This is a genomic window from Pseudomonas sp. PvP025 (genome assembly GCF_017832155.1).
Classification (GTDB): domain Bacteria; phylum Pseudomonadota; class Gammaproteobacteria; order Pseudomonadales; family Pseudomonadaceae; genus Aquipseudomonas.
Genome location: NZ_JAFIBJ010000001.1, coordinates 4900737 through 4923567, shown reverse-complemented (window position 1 = coordinate 4923567; position 22831 = coordinate 4900737). Strand labels below are relative to the sequence as shown.

General features: G+C 58.8%; 16 protein-coding genes. 10 read left to right on the top strand and 6 right to left on the bottom strand.

Annotated features, from left to right (window positions below):
• Window positions 1-179 precede the first annotated feature (179 nt).
• Together JOE32_RS21365 and JOE32_RS21360 are read left to right on the top strand one after the other, a co-directional pair.
• Window positions 180-1220, top strand: coding sequence for an NADP(H)-dependent aldo-keto reductase (locus JOE32_RS21365; RefSeq protein ID WP_209988573.1), 1041 nt, complete (start codon window positions 180-182; stop codon window positions 1218-1220).
• A 240-nt stretch (window positions 1221-1460) separates the two neighbouring features.
• Window positions 1461-2381, top strand: coding sequence for a GlxA family transcriptional regulator (locus JOE32_RS21360; protein WP_209990659.1), 921 nt, complete (start codon window positions 1461-1463; stop codon window positions 2379-2381).
• A gap of 138 nt (window positions 2382-2519) precedes the next feature.
• Here the strand turns inward: JOE32_RS21360 and zapE are convergent, their stop codons facing one another.
• From zapE to JOE32_RS21345, 3 genes are all read right to left on the bottom strand, one after another.
• Window positions 2520-3614, bottom strand: coding sequence for a cell division protein ZapE (zapE, locus tag JOE32_RS21355; RefSeq protein WP_004372268.1), 1095 nt, complete (start codon window positions 3612-3614; stop codon window positions 2520-2522).
• Between the two features lie 79 nt (window positions 3615-3693).
• A complete protein-coding gene (locus tag JOE32_RS21350; protein WP_209988570.1) occupies window positions 3694-5046 on the bottom strand; it encodes a tryptophan--tRNA ligase in 1353 nt (450 codons plus the stop codon).
• 24 nt (window positions 5047-5070) lie between these two features.
• The gene (locus tag JOE32_RS21345; protein ID WP_209988566.1) at window positions 5071-5700 is read right to left on the bottom strand and encodes an alpha/beta fold hydrolase; all 630 of its coding nucleotides are present in this window, start codon (window positions 5698-5700) and stop codon (window positions 5071-5073) included.
• A gap of 147 nt (window positions 5701-5847) precedes the next feature.
• Between JOE32_RS21345 and JOE32_RS21340 the strand changes: the two genes are divergently transcribed.
• The gene (locus JOE32_RS21340; protein WP_004372274.1) at window positions 5848-6285 is read left to right on the top strand and encodes a DUF1043 family protein; all 438 of its coding nucleotides are present in this window, start codon (window positions 5848-5850) and stop codon (window positions 6283-6285) included.
• 196 nt (window positions 6286-6481) lie between these two features.
• On the opposite strand, the gene JOE32_RS21335 is transcribed toward JOE32_RS21340, so the two are convergent.
• The 3 genes from JOE32_RS21335 to JOE32_RS21325 all read right to left on the bottom strand — a co-directional run bounded on the left by JOE32_RS21335 (window position 6482) and on the right by JOE32_RS21325 (window position 10120).
• Window positions 6482-8206 (bottom strand): ABC transporter ATP-binding protein/permease, encoded by a 1725-nt coding sequence (locus JOE32_RS21335; protein WP_209988563.1) that lies wholly within the window; start codon window positions 8204-8206, stop codon window positions 6482-6484.
• A gap of 98 nt (window positions 8207-8304) precedes the next feature.
• Complete coding sequence (locus JOE32_RS21330) at window positions 8305-8865, bottom strand: response regulator transcription factor (RefSeq protein ID WP_004372278.1); 561 nt, start codon at window positions 8863-8865, stop codon at window positions 8305-8307.
• Window positions 8858-10120, bottom strand: coding sequence for an ATP-binding protein (locus JOE32_RS21325; RefSeq protein WP_209988561.1), 1263 nt, complete (start codon window positions 10118-10120; stop codon window positions 8858-8860). The genes JOE32_RS21330 and JOE32_RS21325 overlap by 8 nt, the downstream gene beginning before the upstream one ends.
• Window positions 10121-10323: 203 nt before the next feature.
• Between JOE32_RS21325 and JOE32_RS21320 the strand changes: the two genes are divergently transcribed.
• From JOE32_RS21320 to JOE32_RS21290, 7 genes are all read left to right on the top strand, one after another.
• Window positions 10324-11037, top strand: coding sequence for an SIMPL domain-containing protein (locus JOE32_RS21320; RefSeq protein ID WP_209988559.1), 714 nt, complete (start codon window positions 10324-10326; stop codon window positions 11035-11037).
• Window positions 11038-11471: 434 nt separating this feature from the next.
• Window positions 11472-13886, top strand: coding sequence for a hypothetical protein (locus JOE32_RS21315; protein WP_209988556.1), 2415 nt, complete (start codon window positions 11472-11474; stop codon window positions 13884-13886).
• A gap of 235 nt (window positions 13887-14121) precedes the next feature.
• A complete protein-coding gene (locus tag JOE32_RS21310) occupies window positions 14122-15723 on the top strand; it encodes an ABC transporter substrate-binding protein (RefSeq protein WP_209988553.1) in 1602 nt (533 codons plus the stop codon).
• Window positions 15724-15981: 258 nt separating this feature from the next.
• Window positions 15982-17610, top strand: coding sequence for an ABC transporter substrate-binding protein (locus JOE32_RS21305; RefSeq protein WP_209988550.1), 1629 nt, complete (start codon window positions 15982-15984; stop codon window positions 17608-17610).
• A 305-nt stretch (window positions 17611-17915) separates the two neighbouring features.
• Complete coding sequence (locus JOE32_RS21300) at window positions 17916-19520, top strand: ABC transporter substrate-binding protein (RefSeq protein WP_209988547.1); 1605 nt, start codon at window positions 17916-17918, stop codon at window positions 19518-19520.
• A 170-nt stretch (window positions 19521-19690) separates the two neighbouring features.
• On the top strand, window positions 19691-21088 hold the full coding sequence (locus JOE32_RS21295; RefSeq protein ID WP_209988544.1) for an OprD family outer membrane porin: 1398 nt from the start codon (window positions 19691-19693) through the stop codon (window positions 21086-21088).
• 79 nt (window positions 21089-21167) lie between these two features.
• On the top strand, window positions 21168-22763 hold the full coding sequence (locus tag JOE32_RS21290; protein WP_209988541.1) for an ABC transporter substrate-binding protein: 1596 nt from the start codon (window positions 21168-21170) through the stop codon (window positions 22761-22763).
• Window positions 22764-22831: the final 68 nt, after the last annotated feature.

Below are 22831 nucleotides of genomic sequence, written 5' to 3'. Positions count from 1 at the left end.
AGTCAAAGGCAGCCGGATACAGACGCTATCGGGGGCTCGGGTCGGCGCGTCCGTTCAACGGCAAGATTCTTCGGCAGACGGCGCATCACTTCCACTGCAGAAAGAGGTGGGCAATTATGCAGATTGCGAAAAAAAATTCAACCTGCTTTTATGATTGTTTTCCCTGCAAGGAGTACCCGATGGATTATCGACAGCTGGGCCGTACGGATCTGAACGTGAGCGCGATAGCCCTGGGCACCATGACCTGGGGTGAGCAGAACAGCGAGGCAGAGGCTTTCGCACAGATCGAGCGGGCCAAGGCGGCCGGGATCAACTTCCTCGATACCGCCGAAATGTACCCGGTGCCGCCCAAGGCCGACACCTATGCCACCACCGAGCGGTATATCGGCAACTACTTCAAAAGCCGCGGCGACCGGGCCGACTGGATCCTCGCCAGCAAGATCGCCGGCCCCGGCAACGGTATCGACTATATCCGCGACCGTAACCTCAAACACAACCGCACCCACATCGTCCAGGCGCTGGACGCCAGCCTCAAGCGCCTGCAAACCGACTGGATCGATCTGTATCAACTGCACTGGCCGGAGCGCAACACCAACTTCTTCGGCAAGCTGAGCTACCAGCACGAGGATCAGCCGGACATCACCCCACTGGAGGAAACCCTCGAAGCGCTGGACGAGCAGGTCAAGGCCGGCAAGATCCGCCACATCGGCCTGTCCAACGAAACCCCATGGGGCACCATGAAATTCCTGGCCCTGGCCGAAGCCCGCGGCTGGCCGCGCGCGGTGTCGATCCAGAACCCCTACAACCTGCTCAACCGCAGCTTTGAAGTAGGCTTGGCGGAAGTGGCGATTCGCGAACAGTGCGGCTTGCTGGCCTACTCGCCGCTGGCGTTCGGCATGCTCAGCGGCAAATATGAAAACGGCGCGCGCCCGGCCAAGGCGCGGCTGACGGAATACAGCCGCTTCAGCCGCTATTTCAACCCGCAGTCGGAAGCGGCATGCAGCCGCTATGTGGCGCTGGCACGGGAACACGGCCTGGACCCGGCGCAGATGGCCCTGGCGTTCGTCACGCAACAGCCGTTCGTGACCAGCAATATCATTGGCGCCACAAGCCTTGCACAACTGGACAGTAACATTGCCAGTGCCGGGCTGACGCTGTCGAAGGAAGTGCTGGAAGGGATTGAGGCGATTCAGAAGGAGCACCCTAACCCTGCACCCTGATTGATCAGTAGACCGCCATCGGGAGCAAGCCCCTTCCACACTTGATGTGTGAACACGCAGGGGAGCTGCTTTCGATGGCGTCACGGGGCACTGGACACACACGACGAAAAATAAGACGATCCAGCCGTCTGGTGACCACTTTCCCCTATAAGAATAAATGAAATCATGTCCAACCAAGCCTCCACGCCGTTGCGGCGCGTCAGCATCCTGGCCATTGACCGGGTGTTCGCGTCCACGCTCATGCAAGCCAAGGATTTCTTTCACCTCGCCAGCCTGCGCTACGGCAAACAGCAGGGTCTGGGCCTGACCCCGGGCTTCGAAACCCGCCTGGTCAGCCCCGACGGCCAACCGGTGCGCAGCTTCAGCGATGTGATCATGCCGGTGGACGGCGGCCTGGAAGACGCCGACATCATCGTGTTGCCGGCCTTCTGGGACGACTTCGAGACCCTGTGCACCCGCTACCCGCAAGTGCTGCCGTGGCTGCGCGAACAACACGCACGCGGCGCCGTACTCTGCGGCGAGGCCACCGGGGTGTTCTGGCTGGCCGAAGCCGGTCTGCTCGATGGCAAGGAGGCGACCACCTACTGGCGCTTCTTCACGGCCTTCAGCGAGCGCTTTCCCCAGGTGCACCTCAATCAGGACAAGCACCTGACCGACGCCGACAACCTGTATTGCGCCGGCGGCACCACCTCGGCCTGCGACCTCTACATCTACCTGATAGAACGCTTCTGCGGCGCCAATATCGCCCAGGCCGTGGCCCGCGACATCCTCTATGAGGTGCAGCGCAATTATTCGCCGGGACGCATTGGCTTTGGCGGGCAGAAGCTGCACCAGGACGTGATCATCCTGCAGATCCAGCACTGGCTCGAAGAGCATTTCGCCGACAAGTTTCGCTTCGAAGACGTGGCCCGCGAACACGGTATGAGCATTCGCAATTTCATGCGCCGCTTCCAGACCGCCACCGGCGACAAGCCGCTGCACTACCTGCAACGCCTGCGAATCGAGACGGCCAAGGGCCTGCTCTCGGGCAGCCGCAAGAGCATCAAGACCATCAGCTATGAGGTGGGGTATGACGATGCGAGCTTCTTCGCGCGGTTGTTCAGGCAGCACACCGAACTTTCACCGAACCAATACCGCCAGCAATTCCAGCAAGCGGCTTAATTGGGGATAGACACAAAACCAATGTGGGAGGGGGCTTGCTCCCGATAGCAGTCTGTCAGCCAATGATGCACTGACTGATTCACCGCTATCGGGGGCAAGCCCCCTCCCACATTAAAACTCCACAGCTCTGGAAACTGCTTACGGCTTGTGCCCGCGCGACAGGAACTCGTGGGACTGCATCTCGAGCAAACGGCTCAGGGTACGCTGGAACTCGAAATTAAGGCGACCGCCGGTGTAGAGATCCTTGAGCTCGACTTCCGCCGAGATGATCAGCTTGACGTTACGGTCGTAGAACTCATCGACCATGTTGATGAACCGCCGCGCAATATCGTCGGTGGTCACGCTCATCTGTTCCACGCCGCTGAGGATCACCGCGTGGAAGATCTTGCCCAGTTCGATGTAGTCGTTCTGGCTGCGGGGGCCGTCGCACAGTTGGCGGAATTCGAACCAGGCCACGTCGTCGCAGGTACGCAAGGCGATGATTTCGCGGTTCTCGATCATCAGCTTGTCGTTTTCCACCGCCTGGGTGCATTCCGGCGTCAGCGCGCGGAAGCTTTTCTTCAGGCTTTCGTGGGCCGCTTCGTTCAACGGGAAGTGGAACAACTCCGCTTGCTCGAGATGACGCAGGCGGTAGTCGACGCCGCTGTCGACGTTGACGATTTCGGTGTTCTGCTTGATCAGCGCAATGGCCGGCAGGAAGCGCGCTCGTTGCAGGCCGTCCTTGTACAAGCCGTCGGGCACGATGTTCGAGGTAGCAACCAGGGTCACGCCGTTCTTGAACAGCTCTTCCATCAAGGTGCCGAGGATCATGGCGTCGGTGATGTCGGAGACGAAAAACTCATCGAAACAGATGACCCGCGCTTCGTCGGAGAAGCGCTTGGCAATGATGGTCAGCGGGTTCTTCTCGCCCGGCAGCGTCTTCATCTCTTCGTGCACGCGCTTCATGAAGCGGTGAAAGTGCGTGCGCACCTTTTCCTTGAACGGCAGCGCTTCGAAGAAGGTGTCCACCAGGTAAGTCTTGCCCCGGCCGACGCCGCCCCAGAAGTACAGGCCCTTGACCGGCGTCTGGTCTTTCTTGCCAAACAGCTTGCTGAACATCCCGGGCTTGTTCTGCGAAGCCGCGACGAGGTCGTCGTACAGGCGCTGCAAATGACGCACGGCATTTTCCTGCGCCGCATCATGGAAGAATTCAGGGCGTTTCAGATCAGCTTGATATCGTTCTAGGGGCGTCATAATTTCGTTAGCAAGGCAACAAAAACGGGCCGTCACTGTAACGACGGCCCTGAATAATGGCAATCAACCCTTGGTCGGGTTAATCCTCGAGGGGGGTCAACGCAATGCGCAAGGCGGCGATGGCGGCATCGCGTGACGCTTCGTCGGCGAACTCGGCACTGTCGGCCACCGGGTTGCCGTCCAGCCATACGCTGAAGGCCAAGCCTTCATTGCGCACGTCCAGCGCGTCGCCGCTGTGCAATTGCTTGGTTACCGCGCCCGCCGCTTTGCCATCGGCGAAGTTGCGCGACAACAGCAACTGCTCGCCATCGGCGGCCAGGAGACGAAAGCGGAAACTGTCGTCTTCGCGGAAGCTTACAAAACGCGCGGTTTTCGCGGCTTTCTTTTTCGTGGCGACCGGTGCTGCAGCCTGCTCGACGAACGAACGCAGGCCAACGGCCTCGCGCAGTTCAGCCAGAAACGGTGCGGCCACGGCACGGGCCTTCTTCGCGCCCACCAGCAGCAGGTCTTCCATGTCCGACGGGCGCGACATCAACGTGTGATAACGCTCGCGGGCTTCGCCAAGCTGGCCGTCGAGCAGTTGGAACAGGCGGTTCTTCGCCTCGCCCCAGCCCAGGCCCTGTAATAACTCAGCGCGGAACTGTTCTTCCTCGGCCTTGCTGGCAAACGCCTGGTACAGGGTGAACAGGTGTGAATTGTCCGGATCCTTGGCTTCGCCCGGTGCGCGGGAATCGGTGACGATGCGCGAGATCGCGTCCTTCATGTCCTTGGCGCTGGTGAACAACGGGATGGTGTTGTCGTAGCTCTTGGACATCTTGCGGCCATCCAGGCCCGGCAAGGTGGCAACGCTTTCTTCGATCAGCGCCTCGGGCATGGTAAAAAACTCCTTGCCCTTGCCGAACAGGTGGTTGAAACGCTGGCCGATATCCCGGGCCATCTCCACGTGCTGGATCTGGTCGCGACCGACCGGCACCTTGTGCGCGTTGAACATCAGGATGTCCGCTGCCATCAGCACCGGGTAGCTGTACAGGCCCATGCTGATGCCCGCATCCGGGTCTTCGCCGGCCTCCACGTTCTTGTCCACCGAAGCCTTGTACGCGTGGGCGCGGTTGAGCAGGCCCTTGGCCGCCACGCAGGTCAGCAGCCAGGTCAGCTCGGGGATTTCCGGGATGTCGGACTGGCGATAGAACGTCACCCGGTTCACATCCAGGCCACCGGCCAGCCAGGTCGCGGCGATTTCCATGCGCGAGCGCTGGATGCGCTGCGGGTCATCGCACTTGATCAGGGCGTGGTAGTCGGCCAGGAAATAGAAGGAGTCGGCATTGGCGTCCTGGCTGGCGAGGATCGCCGGGCGAATCGCACCGGCGTAGTTGCCCAGGTGCGGCGTGCCGGTGGTGGTAATGCCGGTGAGGATACGGGTACGAGTCGTCATGGGTAATCGCTTATCAGACTGCTGTCAATTCGAGAGGCGCGGCAGCACCAGATCCTTCAGATCGGTGAGCTTGCCATGAAAAAAGTGCCCGCATTCTGCCACTTTCAGCAGCTCATGGGGGCGATTCAAGGCAGCGGACCAGTCGTAGACGAGTTGCGGGTCGACCACTTCGTCGGTTTCCGGCTGGATCACGGTCAGCGGGCAACCCAGCGGCAGCACATCGTTATCGCGCAGGCGCATCACCGCAGCGGCGACCATGAACAAATGCGCGAGTTGTTCGCCCCTGGCTTCCAGGCGCCCGCCGAGGCTGGCGGCCACATAACCGCCGAACGAAAAGCCGAGCAGGGTGATCGGCAGGTCAGGGTGTTTTTCCCGCAGCCAGGTGGCAGCCGCTTCGGCATCGTCGACTTCACCGGTGGCCATGTCATGGGTGCCAGCACTGGCGCCGACGCCACGGTAATTAAAACGCAGCGTAATCAAACCGGCATCGCGTGCAGTGCGTTGCAGGGTCGAAACGACTTTATTGAGCATGGTCCCGCCCTGCACCGGGTTGGGATGGCAGATCAGCGCCAGGCCGCGTGGCTCGGGGTGATCCAGGTACAGGGCTTCCAATTGGCCCACCGGGCCATCGATCAAAACGGGGGTTTCACGCATGAGCAAGAGATGAACTCCGTGACCTCTCAAAGGGTCGACTCGTCTAGCTAAAAGTCTGTGCATGGCATCATTGCGAGCTTAATCGCGGTATACAGCGCAGGTCCGAGCCGTTAACGTAAAGCAAAGCCGTTTATAGAGGAAGGACTCGTGGAACACTCGCTCTTAGTTTGGTTGTTGCCGACTCTTGCCCTGGTTGCCGGTGTCGCCATTGGATTCCTGGTTGCTCGCCTGCTGCCGAATGCCGCGCCTAACCGCACGCAGCGTCAGCTGGATGACATTCAGGAACGTTTTGACAGTTATCAGAACGAGGTTGTTACCCACTTCAACAGCACCGCGACCCTGGTCAAGAAACTCACCCAGAGCTACCAGGATGTACAGGATCATCTGGCCGATGGCGCCAACCGCCTGGCCCTGGATGACATCACCCGCCAGCGTCTGCTGGCCGCGCTGCATTCCGATGCACCGCAAGCGCCACGGGAACGCCTGACCCCACCCCGGGAAAACCAGGAGCCACCACGGGACTACGCGCCAAAAACGCCGAACGCCCCCGGCATGCTGGATGAGCATTACGGCTTGAAGAAGTAAGTCTTTTCAGGCACGACAAAAAGCCCGGCTGATCGATGATCAGCCGGGCTTTTTGTTTGAGACTCGCTTCTCCAACACAACAAAAATCAAATGTGGGAGGGGGCTCGCTCCCGATAGCAATGCATCAGTCAGCTCAGCTGTAACTGACACCCCGCTATCGGGAGCAAGCCCCTCCCACCCTGACCGCAGCCAAGGTTCAGGAAACGGGTTGCTCCTGCAACCAGCCACCCTCGATCCGCACATGCCGCCCATGGAAACGCTTGAGGCTGCTGCGATGGCCGACGCTGACGATGCTCAGCCCCGGCAGCTCATCGATCAAGGCTTGATACAGACTGGCCTCATCCTCCTCATCCATGGCCGATGTCGCCTCGTCCATGTACAGCCACTGCGGCGCGAACAACAAGGCGCGGGCAAAAGCCAGACGCTGCTGCTCGCCGGGCGAAAGCATGCGCTGCCAATGGTTGGCCTCGTCCAGGCGCGCAACCAGCTGCGGCAGACGGCAGGTTTCCAGCACCTGTGCATAACGTTCGGCCGTGTAGGCGCTGTCGTCCTGTGGATAACTCAACACCGCCTTCAACGTGCCGATCGGCAGGTAAGGCTTTTGCGGCAGGAACAGATAACGTGCCGCTGGCAGGCGAATACTGCCGTGACCCGCCGGCCACAAGCGGCCCATGGCACGCAGCAGGGTGCTCTTGCCGCTGCCGGAGCGACCGCTGAGCATCAGGCGCTGGCCCGGCTCGACAATCATGTTCGCATCGGTGAGCAAGTGACGGCCATCGGCCAGGTTCATGCCCAGGCCCTGCACCATCAAGCGTTCGCCTTCGGCATTCACCTCAATAGCGGCCGGACGCTGCTCGTTTTCGGTCATGGCTTGCTGGAAGCTCAACAAACGGTCGCTGGTGGCGCGCCAGGCGGCGAGGTCGGTGTAGGCACTGATAAACCAGCTGAAGTTGCCCTGCACGTTGCCGAACGCCGAGTTGATCTGCATCAGCTCGCCCAGCTCGATCTTGCCGGCGAAGTAACGCGGGGCCGCCACGATAAACGCGAACACGATAGCGATCTGCTCATAACCGGCGGTAAAAAAGGTCAGGCGCTTGGACACTTTCATGATGTCCCAGTAGTTGTGCCATACCCTGCCGAAGCGCGTCTTCAGGCGCTGGTTCTCGTTGGGCTCGCCGTTGTACAGGGCGATACTCTCGGCATTCTCGCGCACCCGCACCATGGAGAAACGCAGGTCAGCCTCGAAGCGTTGCTGCTGGTTGCTCAAGCCGATCAAGCGACGCCCGATCAGGTGGGTCAACCAGCTGCCGACCCCGGCGTAGACCAGCGCACACCAGAACATGTACCCGGGGATGGTGAAACCGAACACTTCAATGCTGCCCGACACGCCCCACAGGATCACGGAAAACGACACCAGGCTGACGACGTTGCGCAGCAGTCCCAGACCCAGGCTCAAGGTGTTGGACGTGAAGCTGTTGAGGTCTTCGGAAATCCGCTGGTCGGGGTTGTCGGTGTAACCGCCCTGCTCCAGTTGGTAATAATTCTTGTGCGCCAGCCAGCGCGCGAAGTGTTTTTCGGTCAGCCAGGCGCGCCAGCGGATGGTCAGCATCTGCGTCAGGTACAAGCGGTAGACCGCACCGAGAATGGCCACCGTCGCGATCCCGCAAAAATAGCCGATCAGTTGCCAGAACGCGGCGGTGTCCTTCTTCTCCAGTGCGTTGTAGAAATCCTTGTACCAGTGGTTGATCCACACGGAGATCGCCACGCTGAACAGTGACAGCGCGATCACTGCCGCCAGCAACAACCACGCCCTGCCCTTCTCCTCACTGCGCCAATACGGCGTGATCATCGCCCAGGTTCGACGGAAGAATTGCCCATGCACGGCGTCATTGACCGCGGAATACTCTGCGTTCTGGTTCATCGTTCAGGCTCTGTAGGAAAAATGGCAGGCGTTTGAACCGATCATAAGGGATCGGTTCAAGGCTCCGTGCGGCCTGAGACGGGTCGTTCAGCTTAGGTTCAGCGGCGCACCGGACGCTTTTGCAACTTGCGTTGCAAGGTACGGCGATGCATGCCGAGGGCGCGGGCGGTGGCCGAGATATTGCCTTCGTGCTCGGTCAGTACACGCTGGATATGCTCCCACTGCAGGCGGTCCACCGACATCGGGTTTTCCGGCACCAGGGTGTCGAGGTCGGCGTGCTCGGAGAGCAGCGCGGCCAGCACGTCGTCGGCGTCGGCCGGCTTGCACAGGTAGTTGCAGGCGCCGCGCTTGATGGCCTCGACGGCGGTGGCGATGCTGGAGTACCCGGTGAGGATCACTACGCGCATTTCCGGGTCGAGTTCCAGCAGCTTGGGCAACAGCACCAGACCCGAGTCGCCGTCCATTTTCAGGTCGAGCGCGGCGTAGTCCGGCAGATCGGCCTGGGCGATGCTCAAGCCTTCTTCGGCGGAACCTGCGGTGCTCACGCGAAAGCCGCGACGGCTCATGGCACGCGCCATCACGCGGGTAAAGGTGGCGTCGTCGTCTACCAGCAACAGGTGCGGCAGTTCTTCGCCTTCGACTTGAATCTCGTCACTCATCGCTATCTCCTCGTGCGACACGGGGCAGGCGCAGCTCGGTGAGCGTGCCACCTTCCTCATGACTGTAGAGTTTCACTGAGCCGCCCGCGCGGGTCACGCTGGCCTTGCTCAAAAACAGGCCCAGGCCGAAGCCTTTGCCCTTGGTGGTAAAGAAGGGTTTGCCGATCTGCTCGGCAATGGCCAGCGGCACGCCGGCGCCGTGGTCACGGATGCTGATGGTGACGTGTTCCGCGTCCCAGTCCAACTGCACGCCCAGGCCTTCGGGGCAGGCGTCGGCGGCGTTGTTCAACAGGTTGAGCAACGCCTGGGTGAGGTCAGGCGGCGGCGCCATGCGCGGCACGCTGCCCTGGCCCAGCAGGGTGAAGCGGTAACTGGCTTCGGGGCGCATCAGGTGCCAGCGGTTCAGGGCTTCGTCGAGCCATTGGGTGACGTCCTGCATCTGCACCGCCAGCCGGCGATTGGCTTCGGCGGCGCGCACCAGTTGCTGCAAGGTCAGCTTGCACTGCTTGACCTGCTCCTGCAGCACGCCGAGGTCGTCCTGCAAGGCCGGGTCATGATGATCCTGGGTCATTTCCTTGAGCAATACGCTCATGGTCGCCAACGGCGTACCCAGCTCATGGGCAGCGCCGGCGGCCTGGGTGGCGACGGCCAGCAGTTGCTGGTCGCGCAGGCCCTCTTCGCGGCGAATGGCACGCAGTTCTTCCTGGCGGCGCAGTTCTTCAGCCATGCGTGCGGCAAAAAAGGTGATGACCGCCGCCGACAGCGCAAAGCTCAACCACATCCCGTAGATCTGCAGGTTTTCCCGCGCGATGGGGAAGGTTTGCAACGGATAGAACTGGGCCAGCAGCAGGGTGTAGAGGGTCAGCGCAATCCCCGACAGCACCACCGAATAGCGCCATGGCAAGGTCACGGCGGCGATGGTCAGCGGCACCAGGTAATAGGAAACGAACGGGTTGGTAGAACCGCCGGAGAAATAAAGCAACACACTGTGGATAAACAGGTCGCAGGCCAACTGCAGCGCATACTCCAACTCGGTGACCGGCCAGGTGGTACGCAACCGGATCACGGTAAACACGCACAACACCGTGGAGAACCCCAGCGTCACACCCAGCGGCAGCCAGGGCAGCGGCAGCAGATCGAACCAATAGGCGAGCCCCACGGAGCCGGCCTGTGCTGCCAGTACCAGGGTGCGGATAAACGTCAGGCGCCAGAGGTTCTGGCGGGTGGCGGAAGTCAGTTTTACGGCGGCGAGCATGGGCTCTCCCGATGAGCGCTGCAGGCGGATCGCCAGGAGTATAAACGAAGCAGCAGCGCAGACAGGGCGCGTGTGGCTCTTTGACGCAGGCCGCACAGACCGCCGTTCGTCGGCATGCGCCGCATTGTAGGTAATGTGTAAACCCGAAGAACCCGACACCAACGTCTACAGTCATACCAACACCACTGTCCCAAGGAGCTTCCATGTCTCGTTTCACTCGCAGCGCAGCCCTGCTCACCCTCGGCGCCAGCACCCTGGCCAGCCTGCCGGCGCTGGCCGCCGACGAACTGCATTACAACCAGATTTCCCTGCGCGCCGAAGTCAGCCAGGAAGTCGCCCGCGACAAGATGATCGTCACCCTCTACACCGAATCGCAGAACAGCGACCCGGCCAAGCTCGCCGCCGACATCACCAACACCATGAACACCGCGCTCGGCCAGGCCCGTGAAGTCAAGGCCGTGACCCTGCGCCAGGGCAGCCGCAACAGCTACCCGATCTACGACAACAAGAACCAGAAGATCACCGGCTGGCGTGAACGCGCTGAACTGCGCCTGGAAAGCGCGGACTTCCCGGCGCTATCCAAGCTCACCGGCGAGCTGCTGAATACCCTGAAAATGCAGAACATGGACTTCGCCATCGCCGACACCACGCGCAAGACCAGCGAAGATGCGTTGCTCAAGGACGCAGTGGCTGCGTTCAAGGCCCGTGCGCAATTGGCGACCGATGCCTTGGGTGGCAAGGGCTACAAGATCGTCAACCTCAACTTCAACACCAATGGCTACCCGATGCCCTACGCACGCAATGGCGCGATGATGATGAAGGCGGCCATGGCTGATTCAGCGCCGACGCCGGAAGTCGAAGCCGGCACCAGCCAGGTAAGCATGAGTGCTGATGGAGTGATTGAAGTTCTGCAGTAAGCCTCTCAATTCAAAAAAAACGGCGCAGCCTTGAAGGCTGGCGCCGTTTTTTTGATCATCGGGTCTCTAATGCCCATAGCGGTAAGTTTTACCCACACGCTGTAGGCCTCTTCTTATGCACGTTTTTTTCCATACAGGGCACAGGCATAACGTGGAACCTTGCGCACGCATTTAGCCACCCAATGATAAATAACTCCATGCGCAAGGTTCCAAACTGTAGCAGGCAGGCCAGCATCAACAGATGCACCAGAAAGATGAGTAATCCCCCGTGGCTTATATAAATTACGAAGCCGAAAACATGAGTTAATCAGTGGCGAAAGAACACTGACCCGCTTCTCTTAATATCATGACATGACGCGGCGCACGCACTGCCAGCGGTGCTATCACGCGCCCGGAAAATGTTGTTAATCACTGATAAGTAGATAGGTCCGACAATGAATATACGCTCGTCTGTGCTACAGCTCCCTGTTACAACGCCTGCTCAACACAGTCGCCCAACGCATGCAATTAACACTGCGCTGCCCTTGGAAAATACACTTCCGGGCACGCCGACCCGCTCAGAAGCTGAAGCGTTGGGTCTGGGACAAAAACCGAACCCCGCCCCAACCCCCAATCATGAATTTGATGTCGCCAAGGGGATCATTTATGGGTCAGTCAGCGTTTCCCCGCCCACGGCAAGCTATACGCAACAGGAGCGTCTACAACGGATCGACGCCTACGCCGGTCGTGTAGTAACGCAAATCAAGAACATAGAAAGTGGCGAGGAAGGCGAAAGTAATATCCGGTTCCAGAAGACTCGCCAGTTTCTGGAGCCTGCCGGCTACTTCAGCGGTGGATTGTTAGCCGCGGGATTCGATCCCCATGAAAAAATCACCGTAACGTTCAATTCATACGTTGGGAAATGGAAACCGGAAGTCAAGACCGACACTGAGAAGCGCACGTATTTTGCCTGGGAAATTGCAGCCGGAGCCCTGAAGCACGATAGACCAGCGGGCGGCGGCCTGCTCAACTTTCAAACTCTGGAAATCAAGCCACAGGACCGGAGCAAGATAAACGATCTGGAAGCGCTGGGTGCGAAGCTGCAAGATCATTGGAAAGATGAAATAGCCAAGCCCATGAGCGACGAGTCAGGCGCATTGGCAAAACGCTCGGGAAAAGCCGATGCCTATGTCGTGAAGGGTATCTTGCAAGGTCTGCGTAACGACAAAGACACTTATAAGACGTTAACACCTGAGGCGCGCGAGGCAATCGATCGCACGCTGGACAAGAATGGAAATGTGGTCATCCCGAATATATACGGCTATCCGCTGTCGGGGTATGCGTTTATCCCTTACGTCAATTATCACGGCAATTATGACACCCGGCCCAATCAAGGCGTGATGTTTGATCTGAAGAACGGCACGGTCGCTGAAATAAAAGGCGATAACGATTTTGCCCAATGGGCTAAAAACAACCGTGAAGCGTTGCAACGTAGCTTCAACGCTCGAGACCGGCAAGGTGGAAACGATGCTCACTGGCCCTCAGCGACAAGTGTGCTCGATAATTTGATTTCAGGTAACCACGCCACCTACCCCGGACGTCGAAACCTGCTCAGTGACAAGCAAGTACCGGTCAGAGAGGCCTTTAATTACACCCAATCTCGCAAGCATCCTTACCACTTGAGATTCGGAGACTTAAAGTCTGGTATTGCCGCCAGTTACCAGGAGGTAAACGTCAACAATGCAACGTGGGCTGACCAAACTGAAGTATTTGGTTCCTCACAGCAAATGTGGAAGCAGGCCAAAGAGTTGTGGGGGCGTACCTTCGGGTACGTACCCATCGTGGGCAACGCAGGCAATATTGTCTTCGGTGTCCATGATTCCATATATGGCATGACCGCCAATGATCGCGTGGGCGGTACGGCCGCAGCCATCATAGCCAGCCTGCAACTGGTACACGAAATTGCGCCATCGGCAGCGGAGGCTGGGCTGGGTGAAGCACAAATCAAACCTAATACCATAAACCGCGAACAATACGGCTGGACATACGATGAGCGCACCCGAAGTCATCAGTTCGTGCGAAAAGTAGAAGCCTCGAACCAGAGCGACATGCCGCACACCGCCAATACCCTGCAAAACGAACAAGGTACGCCATCGGCCGGTGAAGTGGAGCGCACTCATCCGACCGGCGAAATACCCGATAATAAACCTTCAATTTTAACCTCTATAGAAGGTTTGCCGACTGGCGAAGCGCTTTTCTCCACGCCTGAAAAAAACGTAATCCTGAGTGGAGAACTCAACGAACTAAACACCCTAGATAAAAAACTTTATACCTTTACCGACTTCAACAAAAAAGGCACTCAAGAAAGACTCAACATATTGGTACACGGCAGTGTCGACCCTGAGACGGGCATTGCAAAAGTTTCATATAACGAAAAACTCCATACGCCGGCAGAGTTACTTCAGACACTTCACGACGCAGACATTCATCCGGAAACGTTCGACAATGTGCGGCTGTTGTCATGTGACTCTGCAAGCGGTGGAGACGCCTCCTTTGCGGCTCAATTTCAGAAACTCATCGGGCGTCCTGTCAAAGGCTACAGTGGTACCCTGACAACGAACCTCGCGCCGGAAAATATAAACGCGGCCATTCTTAAAGTGGAAGCTGTCTATCTGGAAGCCCTGAAAAACAACCATAGTACCCCACTGACTGCAGCCGATAAGGCGCTGGTCAGATCAGAAGCTGAACAATATGTCTCGCGAGAATTGGCTAAAACCGTAAAACTCAAACCGTCAAAGAAAAACCCCTACTGGCATCCTGTTAAATGGTGGGCCTTTGCGTATAAACCCGTGACCTTCCCCGCACCGTAATATCGAGAGCCCGCTCACGGACGTCCACTGAGCACTACAACGACCTGTGTCAGCCTGGCCCTGAAGCGAAGGCTGCATGAATTTTGCGGCCTCCAGCCTATAGAACGCTGCGAAAAACCAGGATTCTGTGCCCAAGTGCGCCTCAGTCTCTACCTGACAACCCTGAACGGCGGTAACCTCGGTGACCGTCGTTTTCGTTTGGGCCGCTTTTAAGCCTGCCACTTCAGGGGACTCCATGGAAAGAATCGCTTTTAAACCACTGCTCCTTGCCGCCAGCCTCATGGCCTGCATGCCCATGGCCCAGGCGGCGACAACGCTGGTCTACTGCTCCGAAGCCAGCCCCGCCGGTTTCGACCCCAGCCAGTACACCAGCGGCACCGACTTCGACGCCTCGGCCGAAACCGTGTTCAACCGCCTGACCCAGTTCAAGCGCGGCGGCACCGAAGTCGAACCCGGCCTTTCAACCCGCTGGGATATCTCCAAAGACGGTCTGGCGTACACCTTCCATCTGCGCGATGGCGTGAAGTTCCACACCACTGATTTCTTCACGCCGACTCGCGACTTCAATGCCGATGACGTGCTGTTCACCTTCAATCGTCTGCTCGACGCCGACAGCCCGTTTCGCAAGGCCTACCCGTCCGAATCGCCGTACTTCACCGACATGGGCCTGAACACCATGATCAGGAACGTCGAGAAAATCGACGCGCATACCGTGCGTTTCAACCTGAACAACGTCGATGCCTCGTTCGTGCAGAACCTGGCCATGAGCTTCGCCTCGATCCAGTCCGCCGAATACGCCGCGCAGTTGCTCAAGCAAGGCAAGGCCGAAGACATCAACCAGAAACCCGTCGGCACCGGGCCGTTTGTGTTCAAGCGTTACCAGAAGGACTCGCAGATTCGCTACGTGGCCAATAAACAGTATTGGAAGCCCGAGGATGTGAAACTCGACAACCTGGTGTTCGCGATCACCCCGGATGCGGCCTCACGCCTGCAAAAGCTCAAGGCCGGTGAATGCCAGGTGAGCGGCTACCCTCGCCCGCAGGACATTGAAGTGATCAAGCAGGACCCCAACCTGCGCGTGCAGCAGCAGGCCGGGTTCAACCTGGGTTTTCTCGCCTACAACGTGACCCACCCGCCGCTGGATCAGCTCAAGGTGCGCCAGGCGCTGGACATGGCCATCGACAAGCCGGCAATCATCAAAGCCGTGTATCAGGGCGCCGGACAATTGGCGCAGAACGCCCTGCCGCCGGCGCAGTGGTCTTATGACCCGACGATCAAGGACGCCCCGTATGACCCGACCAGGGCCAAGGCGCTACTGAAAGAAGCAGGTATTGCCCCCGGCACTACGATCAACCTGTGGGCGATGACCGTTCAGCGTGCGTCCAACCCCAACGCGCGCATGTCGGCGCAGATGATCCAGCAGGACTGGGCCAAGGTCGGCATCAAGGCCAATATCGTCAGCTATGAGTGGGGCGAATACATCAAACGCGCTAAAAACGGCGAACACGACGCCATGATCTACGGCTGGACCGGCGACAACGGTGACCCGGATAACTGGCTGGGCGTGCTCTACAGTTGTGCCGCGGTCAAGGGCAGCAACTACGCCAAGTGGTGTAACCCGGCCTACGACAAGCTGGTGCAGCAGGCCAAGGTCAGCAATGACCGCGAGCAGCGCATCAAGTGGTATCAACAGGCACAAAAAATCCTTAAGGAACAGGTGCCTATAACGCCTATTGCAAACTCGACGGTTTTCCAGCCGCTGCGTAAGGAAGTGCAGGACTTCAAGATCAGTCCGTTTGGGCTGACACCGTTCTACGGCGTGAGTCTGGAGAAGTAACACAACCGCCCCAACCGGGTGCGCCAGGCGCCTCGGCTGGGCGTTTCTGGTGCGCCCGATGCACCGAAAAAACGCTCTAAATATATGCATTTATGTCAAAACTTTCATAAATGCGACATTCCTGTACGTTCGTACCACACTTTGAGCCCTGCAGCGGTTCAGCATCTTGCAATGGGTATGGCGCCTGCATAAGTATCCGCAGGCCGACTCACGAGGTCGCCCTCACCACCAAAAATGACAACAAATCATGAGGCCAACATGCTCAAACACGCAGTCCTTCCGTTATTAGTGAGCGCGGGCCTAATGGCCGCCGCCCCTGCAGCCCTTGCGGCAACTAACCTGGTGTTCTGCTCCGAAGGGAGCCCGGCCGGTTTCGATCCAGGCCAGTACACCACCGGAACAGACTTCGATGCTTCGGCCGAAACCATGTTCAACCGTCTGAGCCAGTTCGAACGTGGCGGCACCGCCGTGGTTCCTGGCCTGGCCACCAGCTGGGATGTGTCCCCGGATGGCCTGACGTACACCTTCCATCTGCGCGAAGGCGTCAAGTTCCACACCACCCCGTACTTCAAACCGACTCGTGAATTCTCGGCCGACGACGTACTGTTCACCTTCAACCGGATGATCAACAAAGACGATCCATTCCGTAAGGCCTACCCCACCGAGTTCCCGTACTTCACGGACATGGGGATGGACACCAACATCAAGAACATCGAGAAAGTCGATGACCACACCGTCAAGTTCACCCTTGGCACCGTGGACGCGGCGTTCATCCAGAACCTGGCCATGAGCTTCGCCTCGATCCAGTCCGCCGAATACGCCGCCCAACTGTTGAAGGAAGGCAAACCTGCCGACATCAACCAGAAGCCGATCGGCACCGGCCCGTTCGTGTTCAAGAGCTACCAGAAAGACTCGAACATTCGCTACACCGGCAACAAGGACTACTGGAAACCTGAAGACGTGAAGATCGACAACCTGATCTTCGCCATCACCACCGACCCGTCGGTGCGTATCCAGAAGCTCAAGAAAAACGAATGCCAGATCACCCTGTTCCCGCGTCCGGCCGACCTCAAGGCGCTGGGCGAAGACAAGGACCTGAAACTGCCGCACCAGGCCGGTTTCAACCTGGGCTACATCGCCTACAACGTCATGCCGGTACTCAAGGGCCAGACCGCAGCCAACCCGCTGTCCGACCTGCGCGTACGTGAAGCACTGGACATGTCGGTGAACAAGCAGCAGATCATCGACTCCGTGTACCAGGGCGCCGGCCAACTGGCCGTCAACGCCATGCCGCCGACCCAGTGGTCCTACGACACCACCATCAAGGATGCCAAGTACGATCCTGCCAAGGCCAAGGAACTGCTCAAGGAAGCCGGCGTCAAGGAAGGCACCGAGATCACCCTGTGGGCCATGCCGGTACAGCGTCCGTATAACCCCAACGCCAAGCTGATGGCCGAGATGCTGCAGAACGACTGGAAACAGATCGGCCTGAAGGTCAACATCGTCAGCTACGAGTGGGGCGAGTACATCAAGCGCTCCAAAGGCGGCGAGAACCAGGCCATGATCATTGGCTGGAGCGGCGACAATGGTGACCCGGACAACTGGCTGAACGTGCTGTTCGGCTGCGACTCCCTGGCCGGCAACAACTTCTCCAAATGGTGCGACAAGAAATTCGACGGCATCGTAAAAGAAGCCAAGGCTACATCGGATGTCGCCAAACGCACCGAGCTGTACAAGCAGGCGCAACATATCCTCAAAGATGCAGTACCGATGACACCCATCGCGCACTCGACGGTGTATCAACCCATGCGCAACACCGTGCAGGACTTCAAGATCAGCCCGTTTGGCTTGAACTCCTTCTACGGCGTCAGCGTAAGCGGCAAGTAAACATCACTGGCGGCGACGTTTCATAACGTCGCCGTTATTGTTTCTGCCTGGATCGTAGGCAAAAGACTACATATGCATCCATTGCGTCCTACAGCAATGGACTGCGATATGTGCTTCCGCTGCCTACACGGTCCATCCGTCTTTGCGCATTTACTGCAAAGTCCGCGACCCCTAACGTCGTACGACAGCAGAGATGCCACGTTCGGAAAGGCACTTGCTGTGTGTGGGATCAGTAATGTCTTCCTGGCAGGACGCCCGGTTGATTGCTTGCTGATCGATAACTACAAACAAGGATTGGGATCGTCATGCGCCATACCACCGTTCTATCCGCGATTTTCGGCACCAGCCTGCTGGCTGTGGCCACGCTGGGCCAGGCCGCCGACAAGAAGAGCCTGGTGTTCTGCTCCGAGGGCAGCCCGGCAGGCTTCGACACTGCGCAATACACCACCGCCACCGACAACGATGCGGCCGAGCCGCTGTACAACCGTCTGGTCGAGTTTGAAAAAGGTGAGACCAATGTTGTGCCGGGCCTGGCGACCAAGTGGGATATTTCCGAAGACGGCCTGACCTACACCTTTCACCTGCGTGAAGGGGTGAAATTCCACAGCAACAAGGAATTCAAGCCGACGCGGGACTTCAATGCCGACGACGTGCTGTTCACCTTCAACCGCATGCTTGACCCCGACCACCCGTTTCGCAAGGCCTACCCCACCGAGTTTCCATACTTCAACGGGATGAGCCTGAACAAGAACATCGCCAAGGTCGAGAAAACCGGCCCCTACACCGTGGTGATGACCCTGAACACGGTGGACGCCGCGTTCGTGCAGAACATTGCCATGAGCTTTGCCGCCATCCTCTCGGCCGAATACGCCGAGCAGTTGCAGAAGGACGGCAAGCCCAGCGACATCAACCAGAAGCCGATCGGCACCGGGCCGTTTGTGTTCCAGCGCTACCAGAAGGATTCGCAGATCCGTTATGTGGCCAACAAGCAGTATTGGGACCCGAGCCGGGTCAAGCTCGACCAGTTGATCTTCGCCATCAACACCGATGCGTCGGTGCGTGTGCAGAAGCTCAAGGCCGGCGAATGCCAGGTCACCCTGCACCCGCGCCCGGCCGACGTCGACGCGCTCAAGGCCGATCCGAACCTGCAGTTGCTGACCAAGCCCGGCTTCAACCTGGGCTACATCGCCTACAACGTGCGCCACAAGCCGTTCGACCAGCTCGAAGTGCGTCAGGCGCTGGACATGGCGGTGAACAAGCAGAGCATCCTCAACGCCGTGTACCAGGGCGCGGGGCAACTGGCGGTGAACGCCATGCCGCCGACGCAGTGGTCCTACGACGACAGCATCAAGGACGCCGCCTACAACCCGGAAAAAGCCAGGGAACTGCTCAAGGCCGCCGGCGTGAAGGAAGGCACCGAGATCACCCTGTGGGCGATGCCGGTGCAACGTCCGTACAACCCCAACGCCAAGCTGATGGCCGAAATGCTGCAGAACGATTGGGCCAAGATCGGCCTGAAAGTGAAGATCGTCAGCTACGAGTGGGGGGAATACATCAAGCGCACCAAGAACGGTGAGCACGATGTGAGCCTGATCGGCTGGACCGGTGACAATGGTGACCCGGACAACTGGCTGGGCACGCTCTACAGCTGCGACGCCATCGGCGGGAACAACTACTCCATGTGGTGCGACCCGGCGTACGACAAGCTGATCAAGCAAGCCAAGGTTGTGACCGACCGCGAACAACGGACTGTTCTGTACAAACAGGCGCAGCAACTGCTCAAGCAGCAGGTGCCGATCACGCCAGTCGCCCACTCGACGGTCAACCAGCCGTTAAGCGCCAAAGTCGAAGGCTTCAAAGTGAGCCCCTTCGGCCGCAACGTGTTCTCGGGCGTCAGCATTACCCCATAAGAAAATAACCGGATTGCAGAGAGCGAATCGGGCTCTCGCGCAAACGTACGGCCTTTTGTAGGGAAATTTCCTACAGCAAACGTTTGCAACAGCTTGAACGAGTTACACACCCAATAGCCGGATCACCAAAAAAGACCGGCATTAAAAAGAGAACCAAAGGAGCTCCACCCATGAAACTGAGCAACAAAGCGCTTCTGGCCCTGGCCATCAGCAGCATCACGGCAACCGCCTTCGCTGACCCGATCAGCCAGGACTTCGTGCCGACCACACTGGCCGGTACCAGCGCCCAAAGCGAAGCCAAGGGCTTTATCGACGGTCAAAGCCTGGGCGGTACTACCCGTAACTGGTATGCGAACGAAATGAAGTTCCGCAACGACCGCTTCAGCTACCGCAAAGACGGCGTGAAGACCCCAATTTCCCGTCGTATCAACTGGGCTCAGGGCACCATCCTCAACTACACCTCGGGCTTCACCCAAGGCACCGTTGGCGTCAGCACTGAAGTCGCTGCCTACAATTTCATCGCCCTTGACCGTGACCGCAAAGATATTGCCGGCGGCTCCAACCGTACCCTGGCTGACTCCGGCGGCGATGCAGTAGGCCAATGGAGCAAACTGGGCCTGGCCAACGTCAAGTTCCGTGTTTCGAACACCACCTTGACCGCCGGTCGCCAGAACTTCAGCACCGGTATCGTCGACACCATCGGCAACCGTGCCCTGCCTTCGAGCTTCGAAGGTGTGAGCTTCAACAGCGAAGAGTTCAGCAACCTGTCGTTCCAGGGCGGTATCTTCGATCGTGTTTCGCCACGTACCGAGCAGAGCCTGTCGAAATTCCGCTCCGAATACGGCAATGGCCAGGAAACCGACAAGGTCAAGACCCTGGGCTTCAACTACCAGCCGTTCAAGAGCCTGAAAACCAGCGTATTCGCGGCCAACGTCGAAGACTTCTGGAACCAGTACTACTTCGGCGCTACCCACGAACTGGGTGATGCACAGACCCTGGCACTGACCACCGGCCTGAACTACTACAAGACCACCGATACCGGCAGCAAGAAGATGGGCAACATCGACAACGACACCTACTCGTTGTCCCTCGGCCTGACACACCAGGCCCACAGCCTGACCTTCTCGTACCAGGCCGTTAACGGTGACGAATACTTCGACTACCTGCACGAAACCAACGGTATCTACCTGGCCAACTCCCTGACCTCGGACTTCAACAGCCCGAACGAGAAGTCCTTCCAGATCGCCTACGGCATCAACATGGCCGAATACGGCGTACCAGGCCTGAAGTTCAACGTTTACTCGGCTCGCGGCTGGGGCATCGACGGTACTCACTACACCGGCACCGCCTACGGCGAAGCTGGCGCATCGCGCAGCGACCTGCGCCTGATGGATGGCGAGAAACACCAGGAATACGGTGTGGGCACGTCCTACGCGATTCAGAGCGGCCCACTCAAGGCTACGACCATTCGTGGCACCTACGTCACTCACCGCGCCAGCGCACAACAGGCTGACGGCAACATCAAAGAGTTCCGCCTGGTCACCACCATCCCGTTCAACATCCTTTAATTAGCACCAGGTAGACGGCGGGCTCCCAGGAGCCCGCCGTATACGTTTGTCTGGTCCCATCGATTGCAGAGGGCTCTGAATGAAAATGCTCCCGCTACAAGCCGCCATTGCTGCTGCGCTGTTGAGCGTTGCGATCGGCGTTTCGGCAAAACCGCTGGTGGTCTGCACCGAAGCCAGCCCGGAAGGTTTTGACCCGGTGCTGTACACCACCGCCGTCACCGCCGACGCGGCGGCCGAAACCATGTTCAACCGTCTGGTAGACTTCAAGCCCGGCACTACCGAGATCGTGCCCGCGCTCGCCAACGCCTGGGAAATCAGTGAGGACGGCCTGACCTACACGTTCCATCTGCGCGACGACGTCAAGTTCCACACCACCGACTACTTCAAACCCACGCGCAACATGAATGCCGATGATGTGCTTTGGAGCTTCCAGCGCCAGCTGGACCCGAAACACCCATGGCACAACAAGTCCAACGTGGGCTACCCGTACTTTGAAAGCATGGGCTTCAAGGATCTGCTCAAGAGCGTGGAGAAGACCGACGACCACACCGTGGTCTTCACGCTAACGCGCCCTGAAGCACCGTTCCTGGCCGATGTTGCGATGCCGTTCACCGCCATCCACTCCGCCGAATACGCCGACAAGCTGCTCGCTGCCGGCAAGACCGAAGAGCTCAACAGCAAACCGATCGGCACCGGGCCGTTCATCTTCACCCGCTACCAGAAAGACGCCCAGGTGCGCTTCAAGGCCAACCCGGAGTATTTCCGTGGCAAGCCTCCAGCCGACCCGTTGATCCTGGCCATTGCGGTCGACAACAACGTGCGCCTGCAAAAGCTCAAGGCCAACGAATGCCAGATCGCGCTGTATCCCAAGCCCGATGACCTGCCCAGCATCAAGAACGATCCGAACCTGAAGGTCGCTGAACTCGCGGCGATGACCACCGCCTACACCGCCCTGAACACCACCCACAAATACATGAGCGACGCGCGGGTGCGTCACGCGATCAATATCGCGTTCGACAAAAAGGGCTACAACGAATCGCTGTATGGCAAAGGCAACGCCGTTGACGCCACCGGCCCGTACCCGCCGACCCTGCTGGGCTTCAGCGACAAGCTGAAAAACCCGCCGCGTGACCTCGACAAGGCCCGTGCCCTGCTCAAGGAAGCCGGCGTGCCGGAAGGCACTGAGTTCACCCTGTTCACCCGTAACGGCGGCGGCCCGACCAACCCGAACCCGATGCTCGGCGCACAGCGCATGCAGGCGGATCTGGCGCAGATTGGCCTGAAGGTGAATATCAAAGTTATGGAATGGGGCGAAATGCTCAAGCGTGCTAAAAACGGCGAGCACGACATGGTTTCCGCCGGCTGGGCCGGTGACAACGGTGACCCGGATAACTTCCTCACGCCTAACTTGAGTTGCGATGCAGCGAAAAACGGCGAAAACTACGCCCGTTGGTGTAACAAAGAGTTTCAAGACTTGATCGACAAGGCGCGCGCCATCGCTGAACCCGCTCAGCGCGCCGCACTCTATGAACAAGCCATGGACGTTTTCGACAAGGATCAACCGTGGATTCCCATGGCCTACCCGAAAATGTTCACCGCCATGCGTAAAAACGTCGAGGGTTATATCCAAAGCCCTCTGACCACAAATAACTTCGCCACCACCCAGGTGAAGTAAATAAGAGAAACGCTCGGCACCGTCGACATTGACGGTGCCGAACCTGCCTAACCGGCTGATTGAGGTAA

What these genes read in the sequence shown, in the direction of transcription:
- JOE32_RS21365 (WP_209988573.1), top strand. Translation starts at nt 180, where the DNA reads ATGGATTATCGACAGCTGGGCCGTACGGATCTGAACGTGAGCGCGATA.
- JOE32_RS21360 (WP_209990659.1), top strand. Translation starts at nt 1,461, where the DNA reads ATGCAAGCCAAGGATTTCTTTCACCTCGCCAGCCTGCGCTACGGCAAA.
- JOE32_RS21350 (WP_209988570.1), bottom strand. Translation starts at nt 5,046, where the DNA reads ATGACGACTCGTACCCGTATCCTCACCGGCATTACCACCACCGGCACG.
- JOE32_RS21310 (WP_209988553.1), top strand. Translation starts at nt 14,122, where the DNA reads ATGGAAAGAATCGCTTTTAAACCACTGCTCCTTGCCGCCAGCCTCATG.
- zapE (WP_004372268.1), bottom strand. Translation starts at nt 3,614, where the DNA reads ATGACGCCCCTAGAACGATATCAAGCTGATCTGAAACGCCCTGAATTC.
- JOE32_RS21315 (WP_209988556.1), top strand. Translation starts at nt 11,472, where the DNA reads ATGAATATACGCTCGTCTGTGCTACAGCTCCCTGTTACAACGCCTGCT.
- JOE32_RS21290 (WP_209988541.1), top strand. Translation starts at nt 21,168, where the DNA reads ATGAAAATGCTCCCGCTACAAGCCGCCATTGCTGCTGCGCTGTTGAGC.
- JOE32_RS21345 (WP_209988566.1), bottom strand. Translation starts at nt 5,700, where the DNA reads ATGCGTGAAACCCCCGTTTTGATCGATGGCCCGGTGGGCCAATTGGAA.
- JOE32_RS21330 (WP_004372278.1), bottom strand. Translation starts at nt 8,865, where the DNA reads ATGAGTGACGAGATTCAAGTCGAAGGCGAAGAACTGCCGCACCTGTTG.
- JOE32_RS21320 (WP_209988559.1), top strand. Translation starts at nt 10,324, where the DNA reads ATGTCTCGTTTCACTCGCAGCGCAGCCCTGCTCACCCTCGGCGCCAGC.
- JOE32_RS21295 (WP_209988544.1), top strand. Translation starts at nt 19,691, where the DNA reads ATGAAACTGAGCAACAAAGCGCTTCTGGCCCTGGCCATCAGCAGCATC.
- JOE32_RS21325 (WP_209988561.1), bottom strand. Translation starts at nt 10,120, where the DNA reads ATGCTCGCCGCCGTAAAACTGACTTCCGCCACCCGCCAGAACCTCTGG.
- JOE32_RS21300 (WP_209988547.1), top strand. Translation starts at nt 17,916, where the DNA reads ATGCGCCATACCACCGTTCTATCCGCGATTTTCGGCACCAGCCTGCTG.
- JOE32_RS21305 (WP_209988550.1), top strand. Translation starts at nt 15,982, where the DNA reads ATGCTCAAACACGCAGTCCTTCCGTTATTAGTGAGCGCGGGCCTAATG.
- JOE32_RS21335 (WP_209988563.1), bottom strand. Translation starts at nt 8,206, where the DNA reads ATGAACCAGAACGCAGAGTATTCCGCGGTCAATGACGCCGTGCATGGG.